Raw genomic sequence first — 20,478 nt, forward strand, 5'->3', positions numbered from 1 at the left:
TATAAAAGTTTCCGTCCTATAATGATAGTGTCACCTGTCAGCAGACCGAATGACAATTGTCATTTTTTATCCATCCCAAAGAAAGGAGGCCCCTGATGAAACGACTGAGCGACTGCCTTCTCCTGTTTGTCTGTTCCCTGTCCCTGACCCTCTTCTGTCAGGACCTGACCTGGGCCGTCACCGGCTTCCTGGTAACCCTGATCTGCCTTTCCGCCGTCCTCCTCTTTCCGCGGAAATCCGTATATATCCCCGCCTTTCTCTGCTGGACTATTTCCGCTCTCCTTACGCCCTGGCAGCTTATCTTCCTGCCCCCTGTGCTGTACACCGTCTGCACCTGCAAAAGCCCCCTTCTCTTTGCCCTGTGCCTCCTGCCCGCAGCCTTCCACGTCCCCGCTGCCAGCCCCAGGCCCGCCGCTTTTCTTTTGTGCTTCTGCCTGGCCGCCCTGCTCCTTGCCAGGCGGACGCAGGAGGGCCTGCGCCTGGAAAAAGAGGTCCATGCGGCCAGGGACACAGGCATGGAGAGAAATCTTCTCCTGGAAGAAAAAAACAGGGCCCTGCTGGAAAACCAGGACTACCAGGTGTACACCGCGACCCTGAAAGAGCGGAACCGGATCGCCAGGGAGATCCACGACAATGTGGGACATATGCTCTCCCGCTCCATCCTCATGACAGGGGCTATCCGCACGGTTAGCCAGGACAGGGCTCTGGACAGACCGCTGGAGGAGTTGGAGGACACCCTCCACACCGCCATGACAAGCATCCGGCGCAGCGTCCACGACCTGCGGGATGACTCTGTCAGCCTGAAGGAGGCGATGGAGGACCTGATCCGGGATTTTCAGTTCTGCAGCGCCTCCCTCTCCTACGAGGCAGGGCTGTCCATCCCGAGGGAGGTAAAATACAGTGTGATCATGATCTGCAAGGAGGCCCTGAGCAATGTGATACGCCACAGCGATGCCTCCAGGGTCACCGTCTCCTTCCGGGAGCACCCCGGCTTCTACCGGCTGTGCATCCAGGACAACGGCACCTCCGCCCCTCTGTCTCTCACGGACGGCATGGGGCTCTCAAACATGAAGGAGCGGATCCGCTGCCTGGGCGGCGTCATCCAGTTTAACACAGAGCAGGGATTTTCCATCCACGCCTCTGTCCCAAAGGCAGCGGCAAAAGACATGACAGAAAGGAAATCTATATGAATATAGTGATCATTGACGACGACGCGCTCGTGACCACAGCGCTGAAGACCATACTGGAGGCAGACCCGCATGTCACGGTCACAGGGACAGGGAGCGACGGCCGGGAGGCCCTCTCCCTCTACAGAGCCCTGCGGCCGGACGTGCTCCTCATGGATATCCGCATGGAGGGCATGAGCGGCCTGGAGGCCTCAAAGGCTGTCCTCGCGGAGGATCCGGGAGCCCGCATCCTCCTTCTCACCACATTTTCAGACGACGAGTACATCATCCAGGCCCTCCGCTGCGGGGTCAAAGGATATCTCCTGAAAGCCGACTACAGCAGTATCCTGCCCGCCCTGCGGGCCGTGCAGACAGGCCAGACCGTGTTCGGCACGGAGATCATGTCCCGCATCCCGGGGCTTCTCCAGAAAGAGAAAGCTTTTCCGCGTGAGGAGTACGGTCTCACAGACAGGGAGTATCAGCTCATCAGTCTGGTGGCGGAGGGACACAGCAACAGGGAGATCGCTTCCCGCATGTTCCTGGGGGAGGGAACCGTGAGGAACTACCTGAGCAGCCTGCTGGAAAAGCTCTCCCTCAGAGACCGCACCCAGCTGGCCGTCTTTTTTTACCAGCACCTGCAGTAACCCGTCCACTCCACACACCCGACAACACAACAGACAACACAGCAGACAAAGGAGGCAGCTATGATCAAAGAAACCTTACCAGCCCACATGGAACCGCTTGCAACTATCAATGGATTTCGCGTCCGCCCGGGCCTCTACCAGTATTTCGGAGCCTGGGCCATCCCGTCGGGAGTCAGCTTCACGGTCCACTCCCAAAGCGCCACCTCCTGCGAGATCCTCCTCTACCATCGGGAGGCGGAGGAGCCCTACGCCGTCCTCCCTATCCCGGAGAACTACAAGATAGGAAATGTCTTCTCCATGATCGTCTTCGGCCTGGACGTGGAGGAATTCGAGTACGCCTTCCGCCTGGACGGTCCCTGGGCCCCCGAGAAGGGCCTTCTGTTCAGCAAGAAAAACATCCTCATCGACCCCTACGCCAAGGCCATCACCGGCCAGAGCACCTGGGGGAAGAAGGTGCTGGAGAAGGGCTACCGGGCCAGGGTGGTAAAAAACAACTTCTACTGGGGCGTGGCGCCCCAGCTGTGCACCCCCATAGAGGACCTGGTCATCTACGAGCTCCACGTGCGCGGCTTCACAAAGATGGCAAAGGATGTGTCCGCCCCCGGCACCTTCCTGGGCGTAAAAGAAAAAATCCCCTACCTGAAGGCCCTGGGCGTCAATGCGGTGGAGCTGATGCCTGTCTTCGAGTTCGACGAGCTCATGGACAAGCGCACCTACAACGGGAAAGAGCTCCTCAACTACTGGGGCTACAGCACGGTCAGCTTCTTTGCCCCCAACACCAGCTACGCCGCTGACGTGGAGTACAACCGGGAGGGGCTGGAGCTGAAAGAGCTGGTAAAGGAGCTCCACGACAACGGCATTGAGATCATCCTGGACGTGGTCTTCAACCACACGGCGGAGGGAAACGAGAACGGTCCCATTTTCTCCTTTAAAGGCTTTGACAACAACGTGTACTACCTCCTCACCCCGGAGGGCTGCTACTACAACTTCAGCGGCTGCGGCAACACCATGAACTGCAACCACCCGGTGGTGCAGCAGCTGATCCTGGACTGCCTGCGCTACTGGGTCACCTCCTACAGGATAGACGGCTTCCGTTTTGACCTTGCCTCCATCCTGGGGCGCAACGAGGACGGCTCACCCATGGAGCACCCTCCGCTCCTCAAGAGTCTGGCCTTTGACCCGCTCCTGGGAAACACAAAGCTGATCGCGGAGGCATGGGATGCAGGCGGTCTCTACCAGGTGGGCAACTTCCCCTCCTTCAACCGCTGGAGCGAGTGGAACGGAAAATACCGGGATGACATGAGAGATTTCCTGAAAGGAGGCATCTCCCACACCTCCGCGGCCCTGCAGCGGATCAGCGGCTCCCCGGACATCTACGACCCCAAGATACGGGGCACCCACGCCTCCGTCAACTTCCTCACCTGCCACGACGGCTTCACCCTCTACGACCTGTACTCCTACAACGAGAAGCACAACGAGGCAAACGGCTGGGACAACACAGACGGTGCGGGTGACAACCGGAGCTGGAACTGCGGGGCTGAGGGCGAGACAGACGACCCGGAGGTCCTCTCCCTGCGCATGAGGATGATACGCAACGCCTGCGCTGTCCTCCTGTGCAGCCGGGGCACGCCCATGTTCTTTGCGGGAGACGAATTCTGCAACACCCAGTTCGGGAACAACAACCCCTACTGCCAGGACAACGAGATTTCCTGGCTGGACTGGTCCCTTTTGGAAAAGCACCAGGACATCTTCCGCTTCTTCCAGTACATGATCCACTTCCGCAGGGAGCACCCGGTGCTGCGGGGATCTGCCAGGAGCTGCCGCTACACCCTGCCGGACATCAGCTATCACTCGGAGGAGCCCTGGGAAGCGCCCCGGGATGACGGAAACGGGGTGGCCGGCGTCCTCTTTGCGGGCTACGATTCGTCCAAGTCCAGGGACGACATTGTCTATCTGGCGATCAATGTGCACTGGGAGGCCCACAGCATGACCCTGCCCCACCTCCCCGGCGGCCTCCACTGGCACATCGCGGTCAACACCGGAGACGAGGAGCATATCCTCTTTGAGGACCCCCTCCCTGTGCTGGCAGGGGACAGTCTGCTCATCGGAGCGCGGTCTGTCATTGTCCTTGTAGGCCGATGATCACACCAGAAAAAGCCCACACAGGCTGCTGTGTGGGCAAAATATCGTTTCAAATATACATGCAGACCGTCTATTACGGTTTCTTCACTTCCTCTGTCTCTTTTTTGGCAAGGACTGCGTAGATCTGGTCTGCGTCATAGTCCGGGGCAAACCGGCGGGCCGTCTCGCAGATAAGACTTATCTTCTCCTCCGGCTCTTCAAGCTCTTCCGCTATGACTGATACTGCCTTGTTTTTCCTGATTTTCTTGCAGACCAGTGATATAAGCTTTGTCTCCTCCCCCTGCTCCTTCCCCTTTTCTTTTCCTCTCTCCTCCGACTCCTGCAGCTCATCTGCAAACAACTCTCTCAACGCCTCGCACATTTCCTTCTCCTCCTTCATCCTGTCCCAGTTGGCCCGCACGATCAGGTCCATCCCTCTCCTCCTTGTCAGTATAATACAGTTTCTTCCCTCCGTGCAACTTTTACATAAATTTTTCATCATTTCCGGGTAATCCGGCAGATATGCCCGATACGTCAGATATGAATGGGAACCGCTTTTGAACGATGCGGTTCAAGAAATGTTTCCTCAAAAAAGAAGATACTCCAAGCTTACATCAGCTTATGTCTTCTGTCAACAAAAAACAGCGTAGCTGCACGCCTTTCCTCTATTTAGGCACGCATCCTGCGCTGTTCTTATTTCATTTTAAGTCCGGTCTTATCTCTCCCGGATAACCTTCTCGATCTCCTCTTTCTCCGGCATAACCTTCAGGGCTCCCTTTCTCGTGGTGATGATGGAAGCGCCCGCGTTGGCAAAGGTGAGCATCTCCTTTAAGTTCTCCTCTGTCAGATCCTCCAGGCCGTGCTGCAGGATGTAGTTCAGGGTGCAGGCCTCAAAGGTGTCCCCCGCTCCTGTCGTCTCGATGGTGTCCTCCCTCACAAAGGGGGCCGCCTCCACGATCATATCCTTGTAGAAGGCGCGGCTTCCCTCTCTTCCGAGAGTGACACAGATAAGGGGGATGTCAAACTGCTCCCGCAGCATCTCCACGCCTTTATTGTAGTCTGTCGTTCCGGTCATGAACTCCATCTCGTTGTCCGAGATCTTCAGGATGTCACACTTGGACATGCCGTACAGGATCTCCTCTTTCGCCTGGTCCAGGCTTTCCCAAAGGGGCTCCCGCAGGTTCGGGTCAAAGGAGACGAGAAGGCCGTTCTCCTTCGCCACGTCAATAGCATAGCGTGTGGCCTCCCTCACGCCTGCATGGGTGGAGGAAAGAGTTCCGAAGTGGAAGATCCTGGCCTTTTTGATCAGCTCCGGGTCAACCTCCTCCTTTGTCAGCATCATATCAGCGCCCGGATTCCGATAGAAGGAAAATTCCCTGTCCCCGTCCGGAAATGTGTGCACAAATGCCAGTGTCGTGTGTACCTGTTCATCCATGGCAAGGCCTGACACGTCCGTACCGCTTTCCTCCACCACTTCCTTCAGCATCTTTCCGAACTGGTCATTTCCTACCTTGCCGATAAAGGCTGTCTTTTTCCCCAGCCTGTTCAGCATGGCCAGCACATTGCAGGGAGCTCCCCCGGGATTCGCCTCCAGCAGAGGGTTGCCCTGGCCGCTCAGGCCATTCTCTGTAAAGTCGATCAAAAGTTCTCCGAGCGCCACCACATCGTATCTTGTCTCCATTCTCGTTCCTCCTGTTCTGCATGTATCAGCAGTCCATCGTCTTTTTGAGGGACCATGTCTGCATTGAGCGTATTTTTAATTTTCCGGCAGGAACGGACAGAAAATTTTTATCCTGGCTCCGGTCAGCGAAAACATTACAGCTGTGGTTGGTCCTGTAATCCTCCGCAAACACTTCAATGGAACTGGTGTCCACAAATATGTGGACAGAGAACACCCCCGGCTCCTTCAGTCTGAGAGGGCTGTGGCTGACACCTCTGCTCCAGCCATCCGCTTTGTTTCTGTCAAAATACATGTGCTGTCCCTTCAGGTCAAAGGTAATCTTTGTCTGCCTGGTCCTGTCCTGATCACAGCGCAGCAAAAGAGAAAATGCGCTGGCTGTCGTCTCTTTCAGGTCCACTTCCATTTTCAGCTCATAGGCGTATCCGTCCTGCAGCGGGATATCCTCTCTCCCGCCTTCCACAAGCACATTCTCCTGCACAGTTTCCTCTCCGCGAAGCACCTCCAGTTCCTCCACAGGCTCAAAGCTGAGGGTATGGTCTGCGTTCATTTTGACCTGCCGCGGCACGGCAAAGGATCCGCACCACCCTTCCCTGTAGGCCGGACCCCAGTCCTTCCAGAAGGGCATCCAGTCCCAGGCATTGGCCCACCCTATGACAAGGCGCCGCCCCTTCCCGTCCACAAAGGACTGAGGCGCGTAGAAATCAAATCCCCAGTCAGCCTCTCCCGAGACATCCCAGACAAACTTCCCTGTCTCATAGCTGAAATCTCCAACCATGTACACACAGGTCCGCTCTCCCGCACCCATAGGTGACACAAGGAGCACATATTTGTCTCCAAGAGGAAAGAAATCCGGGCACTCCCACATGTATCCCCATTCACCCCTGCTCTGGGCAAGGACACTGAAAAATTCCCAGTGGAGCATGTCTTCAGACACATATAAAAGAGCCTGCGCAAGATTATTTTTGCTTGCTCCACATATCATATAATATTTCCCGTCATTTTTCCATACTTTTGGATCCCTAAATAAATGTTTTGGCACTCCCTCCGGGGCTGTGAGAACCGGATTTCCCTCATATTTCTCAAAATGGATGCCGTCTTCACTGAAGGCGATACACTGGGTCTGCTCAAAACCGCTGCCATTGTTCGTACATCCCGTGTACATAAGGAACAGCTTTCCGTCGTGCTCGATAGCGCTCCCCGAAAAGCAGCCTCCCCGGTAGTGGTCATCATATGTCTCGCTGGGCGCCAGCGCAAGGGGAAGATGCTCCCAGTGGACAAGATCCTCACTGACGGCATGGCCCCAGTGCATATAATCCCAGTGTCCGTAGTAGGGGTTATACTGATAAAAAATGTGGTATTTCCCCTTGTAGAAAATGAGCCCGTTAGGGTCATTGATCCATCCGGTCTGGGCCATAAAATGATAGTCCTGGCGCATCCGCCCCTGTTTTACACTCTCCTTGTTCTGGTCGATATACGCCTGGGCGCAGGCTATGTTTTTCTGCATGATTTCTCTTGACATTCTCTTTTGCTCCTATAGCTAATCCCATTTCATAAAGCCGCAGTTTTTTCGTCATTTATCCGCCTCATCTCGGTTTTCTTTTTTCTCTATCCGGAATTTCCTCAAAACTTTTATGAGGTTCTGACTGATACCAGTATGCCACACTTGACAAATCGTCCTGACGTTCAAACAGTCCGCCCGGTCCTGAACCGATCTGCTGCAACGTAACTTTTAAATTCTCGTCAAAAAAGATAGGATCCAACACATGCCATCTGTAAAGCCCCCGCATAGGCGGACAGTCATCATTATAATATGGACTTTTAGAGAAATCATCCTGATTCGAATAATAGGGATATCCCAGATACGACGTACTATACGTTTTTTCCACAGTCTTTCCATTCTCCTGTACGGCAAAACTCCATGAACCACCAAAATAGTCTTCCATCCCGGTTCCACAAACAGTCGGATACCTGTCATCCCCGTCTATATAAAATTTCACCTCGCCTTCTCCCCACCAATATCTCTGCAGAACTGACAGAGCAATATACGTACCTATATACCATCCCTGGCCTGTTATGCGGTCTGCGATCACGTAATCTTCACCTGTTCTGGAAATCGCTTCCCGTCTCCAGCTTGCATGAAAATATTTCGTCTGCAGCGGAAGGGTATCATAAAGCACATAATCTATCTGATAAAAAAATTCCGGAATTACATTAGCATGTTGACTTTCTATGGTAATCTTTGCTTTTTTCCTGAATGGCATCTGAAAATATGAATTCAATCCGCGGGCAGGTGCCACAATGATCGCCGATGAATCGATCAAGCATTCTCTTCCAAAACCACAACAAAAAAAATCTCCCAGCGGAACCTCCACAGATGGGCTTGCTTCCTCATCCCAATACATTCTCAAAATCAGATCCCTCAGAACAAAGCACTCTGACGGAGATGTCTTCTGATCTACAGTGATCCAGATATGTGTTATAACACCCGGTCCTTCCATCTCTCCTAGGATAACCTCTTCATAGGGCCTTATGTTTTTCAAACAGGGGCTCCCCTTTCTGGACGGTCCCAGCACACTTTCCCTCATCCCGCCTCTTCCCTTTTCTCCTGTAGGATTCTCAGCGTTCACTGCTCTGCTTCTTCCCTGCGAAAGATAAGGCAGCATTCCCATGCTGCCTGGTAACCACATTTTCATATTTCTCCTCCTTCTATCCTTTAGTAGCACCTGCGGTCATACCTGCAGTCACCCATTTATTTAGGGCAAAATAGATAATAAGCGGTGGAAGTATAGAAATTGCGATTGCCGCAAATGTAGCTCCCCAATCTACATTTCCAAATGCCCCTACGTAATCTTTCAATCCCATGGCCACTGTTTTGGCGGAATTTTCACTGACAAATGTATTGGCAAATATAAAATCATTCCATATCAATATACTGTACATTGATGCAATGGTAATCACAGTGTTTCTCGCCAGCGGAAATACAATCTGGATAAAAGTCCGGAACGGTGAGCACCCGTCTACAATAGCAGCTTCAATCAGTTCATCTGGCACAAACTCATAGAAACTTACAAACATCATGACTGAAAGCGGTAACGCAAACCCCACCTGTGGCAGAATAAGTGCAAAGCTCGTGTTCAATATTCCCATTTTGCTATAAAAAATAAACAGCGGAATAAGCGTGATCTGCACCGGAATCATAATGCCAAAAGTAAAGAAAGAATAAATCTTTTCTCTTCCCCGTACCCTGAACTTAGAAAGAGCATATCCGGCTGTTGCACTCAGAGCAATAATAAGGAGAAGAGAAATTCCTGTCACTTTTAAGCTATTCCACATGTAAGTCCCAATGTTTCCATCTCCGAGTACTTTGGCAAAATTCTCAAAAGTAATAGTTTGCGGCAGAGCAAACGGCTGGCTCGAAAGCTCAACAGTCGGTTTTATGCTAGCAATAAACAGCCAAATAACCGGATAGATCTGGACGATCAAGAAAGCCAGGATCACCAGGACAAACGCTATCTTCAGCACTTTCTTTTTCATTGAGCCCTCCTCCTTTTCTTCTCTCTTTTCATCCTCCTGGCCTCTTTTTCCTCTTCTGTCATAAAAATCTTACGAAGGATAAACACTACCAGAATACTTTCCACTATTATGAATACTGCCAGAGCACTTCCATAGCCATATTGATTGCTTGAAAACGCTTTTTTGTACATATAGGTTGACATCAGTTCGCTGGCGTTTCCAGGTCCACCATTTGTCAGCAGATAGGGTATATCAAATCCTCTCAGAGCTCCTGTCAGACACATAGTTAATGTCAGCAGGATAATATCCTTGATCAACGGCAGTTTGATGCGGAAAAAAATCTGGAATTCCGTAGCCCCATCTACTTTAGCCGCCTCATACACTGACGGATCCAGCGAGACAAGCGCCGCGTAAAAAATGACCATATACATCCCGGTAAATCTCCATCCTTCCGGTATGGAGACTGCCGCCAATGCTGTACTCACATTTGCCAGCCAGGATGTAACCAGATTCTCCAGGCCAATAGCCTGGAGAAATTGGTTTATAAGTCCCATAGGTTCCGTGGAATACATACTTCTGAAAAGCTGACCGATGGCTACAGTCGTAACAATACACGGCACATAATACAATGTCTTGATCAGCGTCACGTGTTTGGTCATGTAGGTAAGCATAACGGCAAACAAAAGGCCGATTCCAAGCTGCATAGCCACAACAATCACGAGATAGATCAGATTATTTAAAAATGCTGTGTAAAACACTTTATCATGGAACATCTGAATATAGTTATCCAGTCCGACAAAGGTTTTCTCGCCGACACCGCCCCACTCCATAAAGCTTAACCGGATAGATTCTTCTATTGGATAGAAAACTGCAAAAATATAGAACAGCAGCCCCGGCAGCAAAAATGCCAAAAAAGCTTTTCTGTTTCTTATGACGCCCATCTTTCCCTCCTATTTTGCATTTTGCGCAATCGAATCATCAATCATAGTACAGAAGTCATCCACAGACATATCGCCCGAAGCTAACAAAAGAAGATTGTCCTGCATAACTGTATTCGTATCCGAATCCAGATAAGTATCCCATGGCTTCAAAAAGTTTTCTCCCGTGTTCTCCATATCGTCCCTGATACGCAGGTAGAGATCTGAAAATTCCACATCATCAGGCAAATCTGTTTTGATAGGTGACATCTGCTGCTTTCCAGCATAGAGTTTTCCATAATTATCAATCACATACAGGATAAAATCTTTTGTTTTCTCATCAAAGGTTTCTGCATTAAAAGCCATTCCAATTCCGGAATTCACACAAAACTCATTCTCTTTAGTCGTTGCATCATCAGTCATAGGCAGATAGAAGTAGTCAATTTTCCCCTGCTCATATGCCTTCTGCATAGCCGCAATCTCCCAATCACCTATATAGTACATAGCTGATTTTCCATCCAAGAACATTGACTGAGCTGTTGCATAGTCTGTGGCTCCAAATCCTTCATTAAAATACTGTCCCATCTCCTGAACGAACTCCGCAGCTTTTTTCCCGGTCTCGCTGCTCATTTTCTCTTTTCCATCTCTCAGGTCAATGATAAACTCATTTCCTGTCTCACGGAAAGGAAGCATTGCAAGATATCTCTGTACCGGCCATCTATCCACTCCATCTACAGATATAGGAGTAATTCCATTCTCGCTCAGTGTTCTGCACACCTGCAGCCACTCATCCATTGTTTTGGGCGGTGTAAGGTTATACTGATCAAAGATTTCCTTATTGTACCATGTCATTTCCACATGATACTCTAATGGAAGCGTATACATAGATCCATCTGTAAACTCCTGATATTTCAGTGCAGTAGGATAATAATCATCGTATTTGCCATTATCTTCAAGGAATTTCTTCACATCCACCAGCATCCCCTGGTCTACAAGCTCCTGACAGTAAGGATCTGCATCGATGTCTATGATGTCCGGCATATTGTCTCCAGCTATTAGAGTACGCAGTTTTTGAAGGTAAGATGGGCGATCTGCAGTTGTCTCAATATTTATCTTCCATTTTCCGCCCTGCTCCTCACTGTAGTCATCTGCAATCTGTCTCATCACCTGATCGATCGCTCCATCTACCGGTCTGGAAGTCATCCATGTGACTGTTGTAACACCATCCTCTTCAGCACTGTTTTCCTCTTTTGTTGAGCCACATCCTGCCGCCAAACCTGTCACCATTCCGAGCACCAATACTATACTTACAAGTCTCTTTTTCATTCTTCTCCTCCTATCTTTTTAACAAATGAAAATTTTTCACCTTTACTTCGCCCTGGATAACATATACTCCAATATTTCCACCTTTGTGGTCATACATTCTCCAGGAAAGTGCCGTCTCCTCATTGATGTAGACTATACATATATCTTTATATTTCAGAAGCTGGATATGATATATATCATTATGTGGGATTTTTCTTTCTGTCTCGATCTGGCAGGGAACATCTCCTTTTATCTGCCATTGGTAAAATCCTTTTTCGGACCTGGGCCACATATCCCATGCAGCTGTACCCTTCTGAGGATCCATTCTGAGAAAATACCCTTTTTCCATCATCTCGTCTACATGCACTAAAATCCCGAATTCTGATGCTTTCCGGACCTCCACATCAAATTCTGCCAGAAAGCACTCCGATGACAGCGGATACATGGCCGCCCCCAGCGTTCTGCCGGCAAGACAAATTCCATCCTGCTCTTGTCTGATCTCTCCCTGATAGTTTTTTATCTGCAGATCCTTCTCTTCATTTGGGAATGACTCTTGTATCCCTTTGATCATCTTTGTCTTAAGCCGCCCCGTTGTCGGATCCTGTATAAGCTCGTGAAAAACCATCGTTCCTCCCCATTCCCATGGGCCGAAATCCCGATTTTCATATTTGCTTGCTATCCATCCAAAAGCATATCTTTTTTTTCCATCAGAGGCGGTCTTTATGGCATAGTTCGCACGCGTATCAAACAAGTCTTCTTCCGGGATCTCCCACTCTCCGTTCAATCTGCTGCTAACACGGTAATGTGTGGCAAACCGATCCGAAAATGTTGAAAAGACAAGATACCAGTAACTTCCCATCTTAAAAACTTCCGGGCACTCCATTGTGATATACATTCCCGGTGCGTAGAAAGGTTTTTCATAACTCCAGTGCATAAGATCCTTTGACCTGCACAGCGCCACACATCCTCCTCTCCGTTCACCTGCTCCCTTTATCCGTGCTGCCAGAAGCATATCATAACAGTTTTCATCCTCATTCCAGAAGACATATGGATCTCTCCAGTCAAACTCTTCGTACAGTTCCCCATCTGCTGTAAAAATAAAATCTTCAACAGTTTCCAGATGTTCGGGATCCGGGCCTGTCGCCTGCATGACAGACTGAATACTCTTTCCATTTATCATCACACGACTGTTATATGCCGTGTAAAATGCATGATATATTCCGTCCCTGTCCTTTATGACAGACCCCGTATAAATATTATAATTCGGATCTTTCTCTCCTCCTCTCTTTATCGCCTCACCCTTATACTCCAGATTCACAAAATCCTTTGTCTTCACAAGATGCCACGTCGTCTCCTCTGCATATTCTTTAGGATTTTTTCTCGGATCATGCAGATAAAACGCATAGAACATTCCACCGTCATAATAGGGTATAAGGTCTCCTACCCAGGCGTCCTTTGGTTGATAGAGCAACTCTTCCATATTCACTCCTTTCTCAAAATGCACATTTTGAACTACTATTTTTGTGCATCTTGTTTTTCTTTCTGTGCATTTATATTACCATATGCACCATTAATTTTCAATTATCTGTCGCTTTTTTCCCTTTTTCCTCCCTTTTACATATAAAAAAAGTCTTTGTTTTGTATATTTTCTATAATTTTCCTCACTATTTTTATGCATTTTGTGCATTTTTATTTTTTACCTCAAACTTCTCTTTCTTTACTCCAAAATTCATGCTAGAATATGCACAGGAGGTGAACGCATGAAATGCACAATTAAGCAATTAGCAGAAGAACTCGGTCTTTCAAGAAACACCGTTGCAAAAGCATTAAAAAACAGCAGCGATGTTTCTGCCAAGACAAAACAGATTGTTTTAGCCAAAGCAAAAGAACTAAATTACAAAAAACTTGATCCGGACACCCTAAGTCAATTGCCAAAGCAAGAGGAGGTTTCCGACTCTCCGGTAACAAATGGATCCATCCTTTTTTCACAAGAACATATGCAACCGATTCCGAATTCTGGACAACTGTCCTGACCGGCATAGAGTCAATCCTTTCAGCTGCTCATTACCATCTGGTAATTGGAATTATGTCTGAAAGTGACCTGAAAAAACTGGAATTTCCGAACGCAATAGAAGATCCTTCTATCAAAGGTATTATTATAGTGGAGATTTGTGATGAGACCGTCTGCAATGCACTGTTAAAATATAACCTTCCTATTGTGACAGTTGATATGCCAAAGAAATATACAAGTGCTATGGAACATATTGACGTGATCACGATGGAAAATAAAAGAAATGTATATACGATCGTCAGTCAGATGATTGAAAAAGGTGCCAAAAAATTTGCCTTTATCGGGGATCTATATTCAACAAACGTAGGGCGGGGATTTCAAGAAAGATACGAAGCTCTCTGCGGATGCCTGTCAGACCACCACCTGGAGATCGATCAGGCCTGTTGTCTTTTACATGAGACATCCGAAGATTTCAGAGATTTTCAGTTTGTCATCAAAAAAATACAGGATATGCCTTATCTGCCGGATGTCTTCATCTGCGGCAATGACTGGACAGCTATTCAGCTGATATATGCGCTCCAGGCATTGGGCTATCAGATCCCCAGAGATGTAAGTATAGTAGGTTTTGATGGTATTCCCGCATCCGAGCGCATTGTTCCTTCACTGACCACTATTTATACTCCAAAAAAATATCTGGGCATAGCTGCTGCACGTCAGATGCTTGAGCGCATCCAATATCCTGATTCGCCAAAAGTATATTCGGAATACAGCACCCAACTGATCATACGCGACTCTACAAAATAGGAATGAGGAGGGATCCTAATGGAACACATTTTTGATATAAACGGGAAATTTTTTTCTGCCTTCACCCGGCTGGCAGATATAATCCTGCTGAATATTTTATTTATCATCGTCTGCCTTCCGATCGTCACCGTGGGGACAGCCCTTTGCGCTCTTTATCAGACTGCCATGCAGATAGCTGAACATACAGACTCGTATATACACCGGGATTTTTTTCGCAATCTGAAGCAGGGGCTGCACCTCAATGGGCTCGCTGGACTTCTCTCAGCAGGATGTGTCTGTATATGCGTTCTTAATCTCAGAACACTTCCTTTTTTGCATAAGGGCTCTTCCGGCATAGTCCTTTTCTGGCTGCAGCTGTTATTCCTGTTTTGTCTGTATGTTTTTTTACTTTATATCAGCATCCTTCCGAAGCCATACAGAAGGACACTGAAAAATGCTTTACACAATGTTTTCTATTTGGCATTTAAGCATCTCCCCATCAGCTTGATTTGCTTGTGCATCTCCCTACTCCCCGTCGGATGCTTTCTACTGTTTCCAGGGAAAATAAAATGGATCCTCTCATTCCTTCTGACAGTAGGATTTTCATTAATTTCTCTCGCCCATTCCTTCCTGCTGCTGAAGGTCTTAAAGCAAGAGAATATTGAACTGTAAACGCGTATGTCAAAAGTTTTCTGCAACAAAAAGCCCCTGATAAACAGCTCTAGCGGCGCTTCGCCGTATCTGTTTAGCAGGGGCAGTCTTTCATCAGCTCTCTCTTCCGGTGTAAATCCTCATCTTCTTCCCCTCACCGCTGTACCCTACCTGGTCCTCCAGGCCGTACACAGCGTTGCTGATCACGTACTCTCCGTCGTTCACGAAGACCTCAACCAGGTTCTTGTCCACCACCACATCCAGGTGGAAGCCCCCCTTCAGGGCCGGCGTCTCCGAGCGGATGTGAGCTCCCGGTGCGGAAGGGAATACGTCGCTCCGGTCCGTGCAGATCCGGTCACCCTCCCGGCGGATGACAAATCCGCCTACATCAAGCTCCTCCTCGTCCTCCAGGTCAAGGGACACCAGATAGCCATCCGCCGCCCGCTGGCAGCCGGCTGGTATCTCCTCCGAGTAGGCGGCTCGCACATTGGGGTGCATGCGGAAGAAAATGTGTCCGTCCTTCATCTCCACCACCCGGGGGGTCGAGAACATGCCGATCCAGCCCTCGTCTGTGACCTTGGGCATCCTGACCCAGGCGGAGAGGACGCGCCTTCCCTCCCTGTCCAGTGTGGTCTGAGGGGCGTACAGATCCATGCCGTAGTCCAGGAACTGGTACGTATCCGGTATCTCCATCCGACAGGAGGACTGGTCAAACTCCACATGAAAGCAGATAGACTGGTTTTTCTCCTTCTCCCCGTTCTTAAGGAAGCCCATGGCGGAGAGGATCAGCACCTTGCCTCCCTCTGTCTCAAAGTAGTCCGGACACTCCCACATCCAGCCAAACTCAGGGCCCTTGAAGGCCTTGTCCACGTAGGTCCATGTGTGGAGATCGTCGCTCCGGTAGAAGAGCACCTCCCCGTACTTCTCCTCCACAGTGCTTCCAAGGACGAGGTACCAGTGGTCCCCGCTCTTCCATACCTTGGGATCCCTCGTGTGGGTCCGGTCCCCGATGGCCGGGTCCGTGATGGGCGGGATGATCACCTTTTTCCCGTTCTCATTGTCAAAGTGAAAGCCGTCCTCAGAGGAGATCATGAGCTGTGCGGACTCAAACTGCTCGTTCAGGCATGTATGGGGGTCCTCCGGGTTCACCACCTCGTACCGGACACCGGTGTAGACGAGGTACAGCTTTCCGTCCTCCTCCACCGCGCTTCCGGAGAAGCAGCCGTTCTGGTCCTCCCGCATGGTGGGATACAGAGCCATATCCTTGTGCTCCCAGTTCACCAGATCCCTGCTCACCGCATGCCCCCAGTGCATGGTCCCCCACCGGGGACCATAGGGGAAATACTGATAAAACAGATGGTAGTATCCTTTGTAGTATATAAAGCCGTTGGGGTCGTTTACCCAGTTGTCCGGCGCCTTCAAGTGTAATCTCTGCGTTTTCATACTGCCTCCGTAATAAATGGTAGTTTTTCTTTTTTTCTGTCAGCCCTTCTACTGCATCTCCGTGTAGTTCACACCTGTCTCTCTGTCAAAGAAATGCATCTTGGAGGGCATAAACACGAAATCAATTTTGTCGCCGATCTGGCTGATCTCGTACTTGGACACTCTGGCCACTGCCTGGGCTCCGCCAAAGCCAAAATACAGGTTGTTCTCATTTCCCATAACCTCTGTGTCCGTGATGACTGCGTGAAGTCTGTTCTCGCCGTTGATCTCCATATTCTGGGCGTCCATCTTGATGTCCTCTCCGCGGATACCGAGAATCATCTCTCCCTGTCGGCCGTTCAGCTTCCTTACCGTTCCCTCGGAGAGGGTGATGGTATTGCCGTCGCTGAATTTCACAGTATCATTTTCCACTGTCACGTCAAAGAAGTTCATCTGAGGAGATCCGATAAAGCCGGCCACAAACTGATTGACCGGATGGTCGTAAAGCTCCATGGGCTTTCCTACCTGCTGGATGACGCCCTCCTTCATGATGACAATGCGGTCCGCCATAGTCATGGCCTCCACCTGGTCGTGAGTGACGTAGATGGTGGTGGCTCCCAGCTGTCTGTGGATCTTGCTGATCTCCGTCCTCATGCTGACACGGAGCTTGGCGTCCAGGTTGGAGAGAGGCTCATCCATGAGGAACAGCTTCTGGTTCTTTACGATGGCGCGCCCCAGGGCAACCCTCTGGCGCTGGCCGCCGGAGAGGTTCTTTGGCTTCCGATAGCGGTACTCCTCCAGTCCCAGCATCTCAATGGCCCAGTCCACCTTCTTCTTGATCTCATCAGCCGGCATCTTCATGTTCTTCAGGCCGTAGCCAATATTCTTCTCCACAGTCATGTGGGGATAGAGAGCATAGTTCTGGAACACCATAGCGATGCCTCTGTCTCTGGGCGCCACCTCGTTCACCTTTTTTCCGTCTATAAAGAGCTCTCCCCCTGTGATCTCCTCAAAGCCGGCGATCATGCGCAGGGTGGTGGATTTTCCACATCCGGAGGGACCTACGAAGGCGATAAACTCCTTCTCCTCGATATTGAGATTTAAATTGTCCACTGTATTTTTATCTGATCCGGGATACCTTTTACATACATTTTTAAATTCTATAAAACTCATCTTCTCTTATCCTTCCTTTGAACCTGTTGATGTCACACCCTCCACGATCTGCTTGGAGAACAGAGAGTAGATGATGATGACAGGGATTGTTACAAGCGTGATGACCGCCAGGGTCTGGCCCATGGTAGTATTTTCATTTGACGTGATGGAGTTCAGACCGATCTGGGCTGTCAGCATATCGCTGGATGTAAATACAAGTGCCGGCCACAGGTAGTCGTTCCACACATTCAGGAATGTAAATACGCTGACTGTCGCCACCACAGTCTTGGACATCGGGATGACCATGGTGAAGAAATATTTCACAGGTCCGCAGAAGTCCAGCTGGGCCGCCTCGTACACGTCGTCCGGAAGGCTTACGAACACCTGCCGGAACAGGAAGATGTTGAAGGGGTTGACGATGGACGGCAGTATATAGCCCAGGATGGTGTTCAAAAGTCCCGCCTTGGCGATGATCAGGAAATGGATCGTGATGACTGTCTCTGTGGGCACGATGAGCAGCATCATGATGATCAGCAGCCACTGCTCCCGGAAGGGAAAGTCGATCTTCGCCAGGGCATATCCCGCAAGGCCGTTCACGATGATACCGAGCACGATCAGGATAGCCGCGTAGAGAAGGGTGTTCCCCATATATCTCAGAAAGCTTGTGTTTGTAATGATCTCAATGTAGTTGTCAAAGAAGCTTCCGTCCAGCGCCGGCGGGATAAAGGCCGCGATGGAGTTCATGTCCGCCGTGATGGCCGCGTCCGGCTTGAAGGAGTTGGCCAGCATCCAGATCACCGGGAACAGGAAGAAGATGGAAAGCACCAGCAGCACAGCTACCAGGATCCAGTTAATTCGCTTTTGCTTTTTTGATACCATGCTTTTTCTCCTCCTTGTCCTTAGTCAGTACATTCTGGATGATTGTCAGAATGACTACGAATACAGTAAATACAATGGCCATTGTGGACGCCAGTCCCATCTCCCAGTTCACGGTGCCGGTCTCGTAAATGTCGTACACGATGGTGTAGGTGGAGTGGTCCGGTCCGCCTCCGGTCATGACCATGGGCTGTACCAGCATGCGGAACGCGCCGATGGTGACTGTGATGAACACGAACACACACAGGGGCTTCAGCTCCGGCAGAGTGATGTCCTTGAATTTCTGCCAGGCGCTGGCGTGATCCATCTCCGCCGCCTCGTAGAGGGCCGGGTTGATGTTCTGCAGCCCTCCCAGGAAAATGATCATCTGGTATCCCACTCCCTGCCATACGCTCATGATGGCGATGGAGGGCAGCGCCTGGCTGGCGCTGTGGATAAAGGGCTGGGCGTCAATGCCAAAGTTTGCCAGCAGCGTGTTCAGGATACCCTCCGGGCTGTAGATCTGCATCCACAGGGTGGAGACAACAGCCAGGGACATGACTACCGGCACGAAAAATGCCACCTTAAAGTATTTCTTGCAGTGTGCCGCCTTGTTGATAGCCAGCGCCAGCACGAGGGCGCCGATGCACTGGCAGGGCACGATGATGATGACAAATTTGACTGTGTTTAAAAATGACTGTACAAAAAGCTCGTCCTTAAAAATATTAAAATAGTTTTCCAGTCCCACAAAGTGGGTCAGCTCCGGGTTCAGAGCGAAGTAGTCGGTAAAGCTGAACACGAATGTGAGCACCATTGGCAGAAAGAGAAATATGGTGAGCAGCACAAGCGCGGGGCCGAAAAACGCCATTCCCAAAATTGAATTTTTCTTTTTCATCCTTTACTCCCTTGTATAACGTTCCAGTTTCTGATCGATCCGTTCCACCTGCTTATCCAGCTCGGTCTGGGCGTCCTTGCCTCCCAGAGCCACACTCTCCAGCACCTCCTGGAAGCATGTGCTCACCTGGGGGTAAACCGGCGTCTTCGGTCTCGGGTGTCCGTAGTTGGTGAGCTGCTGATACAGGGCGCTGTAATTTTCGTCTGTCTGGAACACGTCGATGTTTTCAAATGCTTCGTATGTAGACGGGAAGTTCTTTGTCATATCCCAGATGCGGATCCCGCTGTCCACACCGCTCATCCATTTGACAAGCTCTGTGGCCGCATCGATGTCCTTCGCCTCAGAAGAGGCTGCAAACGCCCAGGAGCCTGTGGGGGTGTAGGTGCCGCCGTCCCAGTTATCACTTACAACGTAGGGCGCCACACCGAGATTGAAATCCGGGTAGCTTGTGTAGATGGTGTTGACCTCCCACGCCCCGTCGAACTTGAAGGCAGCCCGTCCGCTCTCAAAGAGCTTGTCAATGGGAGCCTCGGACATATATCCATTTTCTACGACAGTCCGGAAGAACTCCATGGCCTCCTTAGTCTGGTCTGAATTAAAATATCCGTCCACTGTCAGCCCGTCGTCGCTGACCAGCTCTCCGCCGCCTGACCAGACAAACGGGGCATAGTAATAGATACTTGTCTCGCCTACCGGGAATGTCATATCCAGCGGATAGCCGTCCTTCTCGTCCATGAGGGGCTTCAGCTCCTCCAGAATATCCATGAACTGGGACCAGGTCCAGGGATGGTCTGCATCAGGTATCTCGATGCCCGCCTCCTCGATGATGTCCTTGTTGTAGTAGAAGCCCACACTGGACTCCATGACTCCCAGGGCATACAGCTCATCGTTTACTGTCCCCTGCTCGATGATGGAGGGCAGATACGCGCTCTCCTCCTCCTCGGTCAGGTCCGCCAGGGGCTGGATGATCCCGTTGGCCGCGTAGGCTGAAATGTTGGGCCCATCCACAGTGAGCACGTCCGGCAGTCCCCCCGACATGACTGAGGCGTTGACCTTGTCTGAATAGCCGCCTCCGCTGTCGTTTCTGGGCACGAACTCAATGTCCGCGAAATACTTTCCGTCGTAGGCCTCGTTGAAGCTGTCCACAGACTCCTTGTAGGCCTGTCCCTCTTCTGTGTCCTCGATGGAGTGGACCCAAATGGAGAGGTACTCCTCTCCCTCGTCATAGCCTGCCACTTCCCCCGGCTCCGGATCCTTCTGCTGACAGCCGGTGAGACAGGCCGCCGCCAGGACCACGCCGGTCAGGCACAGCCTCCATTTCTTCATTACATCTCCTCCTTTATAAAATGATCTCTAGTATAA

19 protein-coding genes are annotated in these 20,478 nt (G+C 50.4%); 6 read left to right on the top strand and 13 right to left on the bottom strand.

Translation table 11 applies throughout. The annotated features are described in order from the left end of the window. The first annotated feature begins 95 nt into the window (after positions 1–95). Genes FGQ86_RS00490 through FGQ86_RS00500 form a run of 3 tightly spaced genes read left to right on the top strand, consistent with a single transcriptional unit; the run spans position 96 to position 3,952 of the window. Positions 96–1,190: a histidine kinase gene (locus FGQ86_RS00490; RefSeq protein WP_138302706.1), complete on the top strand. Its 1,095-nt coding sequence runs from the start codon at positions 96–98 to the stop codon at positions 1,188–1,190. Continuing rightward, on the top strand, positions 1,187–1,810 hold the full coding sequence (locus tag FGQ86_RS00495) for a response regulator transcription factor (protein WP_033124479.1): 624 nt from the start codon (positions 1,187–1,189) through the stop codon (positions 1,808–1,810). The genes FGQ86_RS00490 and FGQ86_RS00495 overlap by 4 nt, the downstream gene beginning before the upstream one ends. 60 nt (positions 1,811–1,870) lie before the next feature. Continuing rightward, positions 1,871–3,952 (top strand): alpha-amylase family glycosyl hydrolase, encoded by a 2,082-nt coding sequence (locus FGQ86_RS00500; RefSeq protein WP_033124478.1) that lies wholly within the window; start codon positions 1,871–1,873, stop codon positions 3,950–3,952. 73 nt (positions 3,953–4,025) lie between these two features. On the opposite strand, the gene FGQ86_RS00505 is transcribed toward FGQ86_RS00500, so the two are convergent. The 8 genes from FGQ86_RS00505 to FGQ86_RS00540 all read right to left on the bottom strand — a co-directional run bounded on the left by FGQ86_RS00505 (position 4,026) and on the right by FGQ86_RS00540 (position 12,827). Beyond that, positions 4,026–4,364 (bottom strand): hypothetical protein, encoded by a 339-nt coding sequence (locus tag FGQ86_RS00505; protein ID WP_033124477.1) that lies wholly within the window; start codon positions 4,362–4,364, stop codon positions 4,026–4,028. Between the two features lie 282 nt (positions 4,365–4,646). Continuing rightward, positions 4,647–5,612, bottom strand: coding sequence for a PfkB family carbohydrate kinase (locus tag FGQ86_RS00510; RefSeq protein WP_138302707.1), 966 nt, complete (start codon positions 5,610–5,612; stop codon positions 4,647–4,649). A gap of 25 nt (positions 5,613–5,637) precedes the next feature. Next, entirely contained in the window at positions 5,638–7,131 is a 1,494-nt protein-coding gene (locus FGQ86_RS00515) for a glycoside hydrolase family 32 protein (protein ID WP_138302708.1), read from the bottom strand. A 64-nt stretch (positions 7,132–7,195) separates the two neighbouring features. Beyond that, the gene (locus FGQ86_RS00520; protein ID WP_347562458.1) at positions 7,196–8,305 is read right to left on the bottom strand and encodes a glycoside hydrolase family 172 protein; all 1,110 of its coding nucleotides are present in this window, start codon (positions 8,303–8,305) and stop codon (positions 7,196–7,198) included. Between the two features lie 13 nt (positions 8,306–8,318). Further along, positions 8,319–9,146 (bottom strand): carbohydrate ABC transporter permease, encoded by an 828-nt coding sequence (locus FGQ86_RS00525; RefSeq protein ID WP_138302709.1) that lies wholly within the window; start codon positions 9,144–9,146, stop codon positions 8,319–8,321. Continuing rightward, positions 9,143–10,066, bottom strand: a complete 924-nt coding sequence (locus FGQ86_RS00530; protein ID WP_138302710.1) for a sugar ABC transporter permease — start codon at positions 10,064–10,066, stop codon at positions 9,143–9,145. The genes FGQ86_RS00525 and FGQ86_RS00530 overlap by 4 nt, the downstream gene beginning before the upstream one ends. Positions 10,067–10,075: 9 nt before the next feature. Beyond that, on the bottom strand, positions 10,076–11,368 hold the full coding sequence (locus FGQ86_RS00535; RefSeq protein WP_138302711.1) for an ABC transporter substrate-binding protein: 1,293 nt from the start codon (positions 11,366–11,368) through the stop codon (positions 10,076–10,078). A 10-nt stretch (positions 11,369–11,378) separates the two neighbouring features. Continuing rightward, positions 11,379–12,827 (bottom strand): DUF4975 domain-containing protein, encoded by a 1,449-nt coding sequence (locus FGQ86_RS00540; protein WP_138302712.1) that lies wholly within the window; start codon positions 12,825–12,827, stop codon positions 11,379–11,381. Between the two features lie 280 nt (positions 12,828–13,107). Between FGQ86_RS00540 and FGQ86_RS16380 the strand changes: the two genes are divergently transcribed. The 3 genes from FGQ86_RS16380 to FGQ86_RS00550 are packed head-to-tail and all read left to right on the top strand — an operon-like array spanning position 13,108 to position 14,813. After that, the gene (locus FGQ86_RS16380) at positions 13,108–13,380 is read left to right on the top strand and encodes a LacI family DNA-binding transcriptional regulator (protein WP_243127115.1); all 273 of its coding nucleotides are present in this window, start codon (positions 13,108–13,110) and stop codon (positions 13,378–13,380) included. 14 nt (positions 13,381–13,394) lie between these two features. Further along, entirely contained in the window at positions 13,395–14,162 is a 768-nt protein-coding gene (locus FGQ86_RS00545; RefSeq protein WP_243127117.1) for a substrate-binding domain-containing protein, read from the top strand. An 18-nt stretch (positions 14,163–14,180) separates the two neighbouring features. Beyond that, on the top strand, positions 14,181–14,813 hold the full coding sequence (locus tag FGQ86_RS00550; protein ID WP_138302713.1) for a DUF624 domain-containing protein: 633 nt from the start codon (positions 14,181–14,183) through the stop codon (positions 14,811–14,813). A gap of 93 nt (positions 14,814–14,906) precedes the next feature. On the opposite strand, the gene FGQ86_RS00555 is transcribed toward FGQ86_RS00550, so the two are convergent. The 5 genes from FGQ86_RS00555 to FGQ86_RS00575 are packed head-to-tail and all read right to left on the bottom strand — an operon-like array spanning position 14,907 to position 20,442. Then, on the bottom strand, positions 14,907–16,235 hold the full coding sequence (locus FGQ86_RS00555; RefSeq protein WP_138302714.1) for a glycoside hydrolase family 32 protein: 1,329 nt from the start codon (positions 16,233–16,235) through the stop codon (positions 14,907–14,909). Positions 16,236–16,283: 48 nt separating this feature from the next. After that, the gene (gene ugpC / locus FGQ86_RS00560; protein WP_138302715.1) at positions 16,284–17,387 is read right to left on the bottom strand and encodes a sn-glycerol-3-phosphate ABC transporter ATP-binding protein UgpC; all 1,104 of its coding nucleotides are present in this window, start codon (positions 17,385–17,387) and stop codon (positions 16,284–16,286) included. Between the two features lie 6 nt (positions 17,388–17,393). After that, positions 17,394–18,245 (bottom strand): carbohydrate ABC transporter permease, encoded by an 852-nt coding sequence (locus FGQ86_RS00565; protein ID WP_033126583.1) that lies wholly within the window; start codon positions 18,243–18,245, stop codon positions 17,394–17,396. After that, positions 18,217–19,116 (bottom strand): sugar ABC transporter permease, encoded by a 900-nt coding sequence (locus FGQ86_RS00570; protein ID WP_033126584.1) that lies wholly within the window; start codon positions 19,114–19,116, stop codon positions 18,217–18,219. Before FGQ86_RS00570 ends, FGQ86_RS00565 begins: the two co-directional genes overlap by 29 nt. Before the next feature lie 3 nt (positions 19,117–19,119). Continuing rightward, positions 19,120–20,442: a sugar ABC transporter substrate-binding protein gene (locus tag FGQ86_RS00575; RefSeq protein ID WP_138302716.1), complete on the bottom strand. Its 1,323-nt coding sequence runs from the start codon at positions 20,440–20,442 to the stop codon at positions 19,120–19,122. Positions 20,443–20,478: the final 36 nt, after the last annotated feature.

The organism is Clostridium sp. BSD2780061688st1 H5 (assembly GCF_005845155.1).
GTDB classification, from domain to species: Bacteria; Bacillota; Clostridia; order Lachnospirales; family Lachnospiraceae; genus Claveliimonas; species Claveliimonas intestinigallinarum.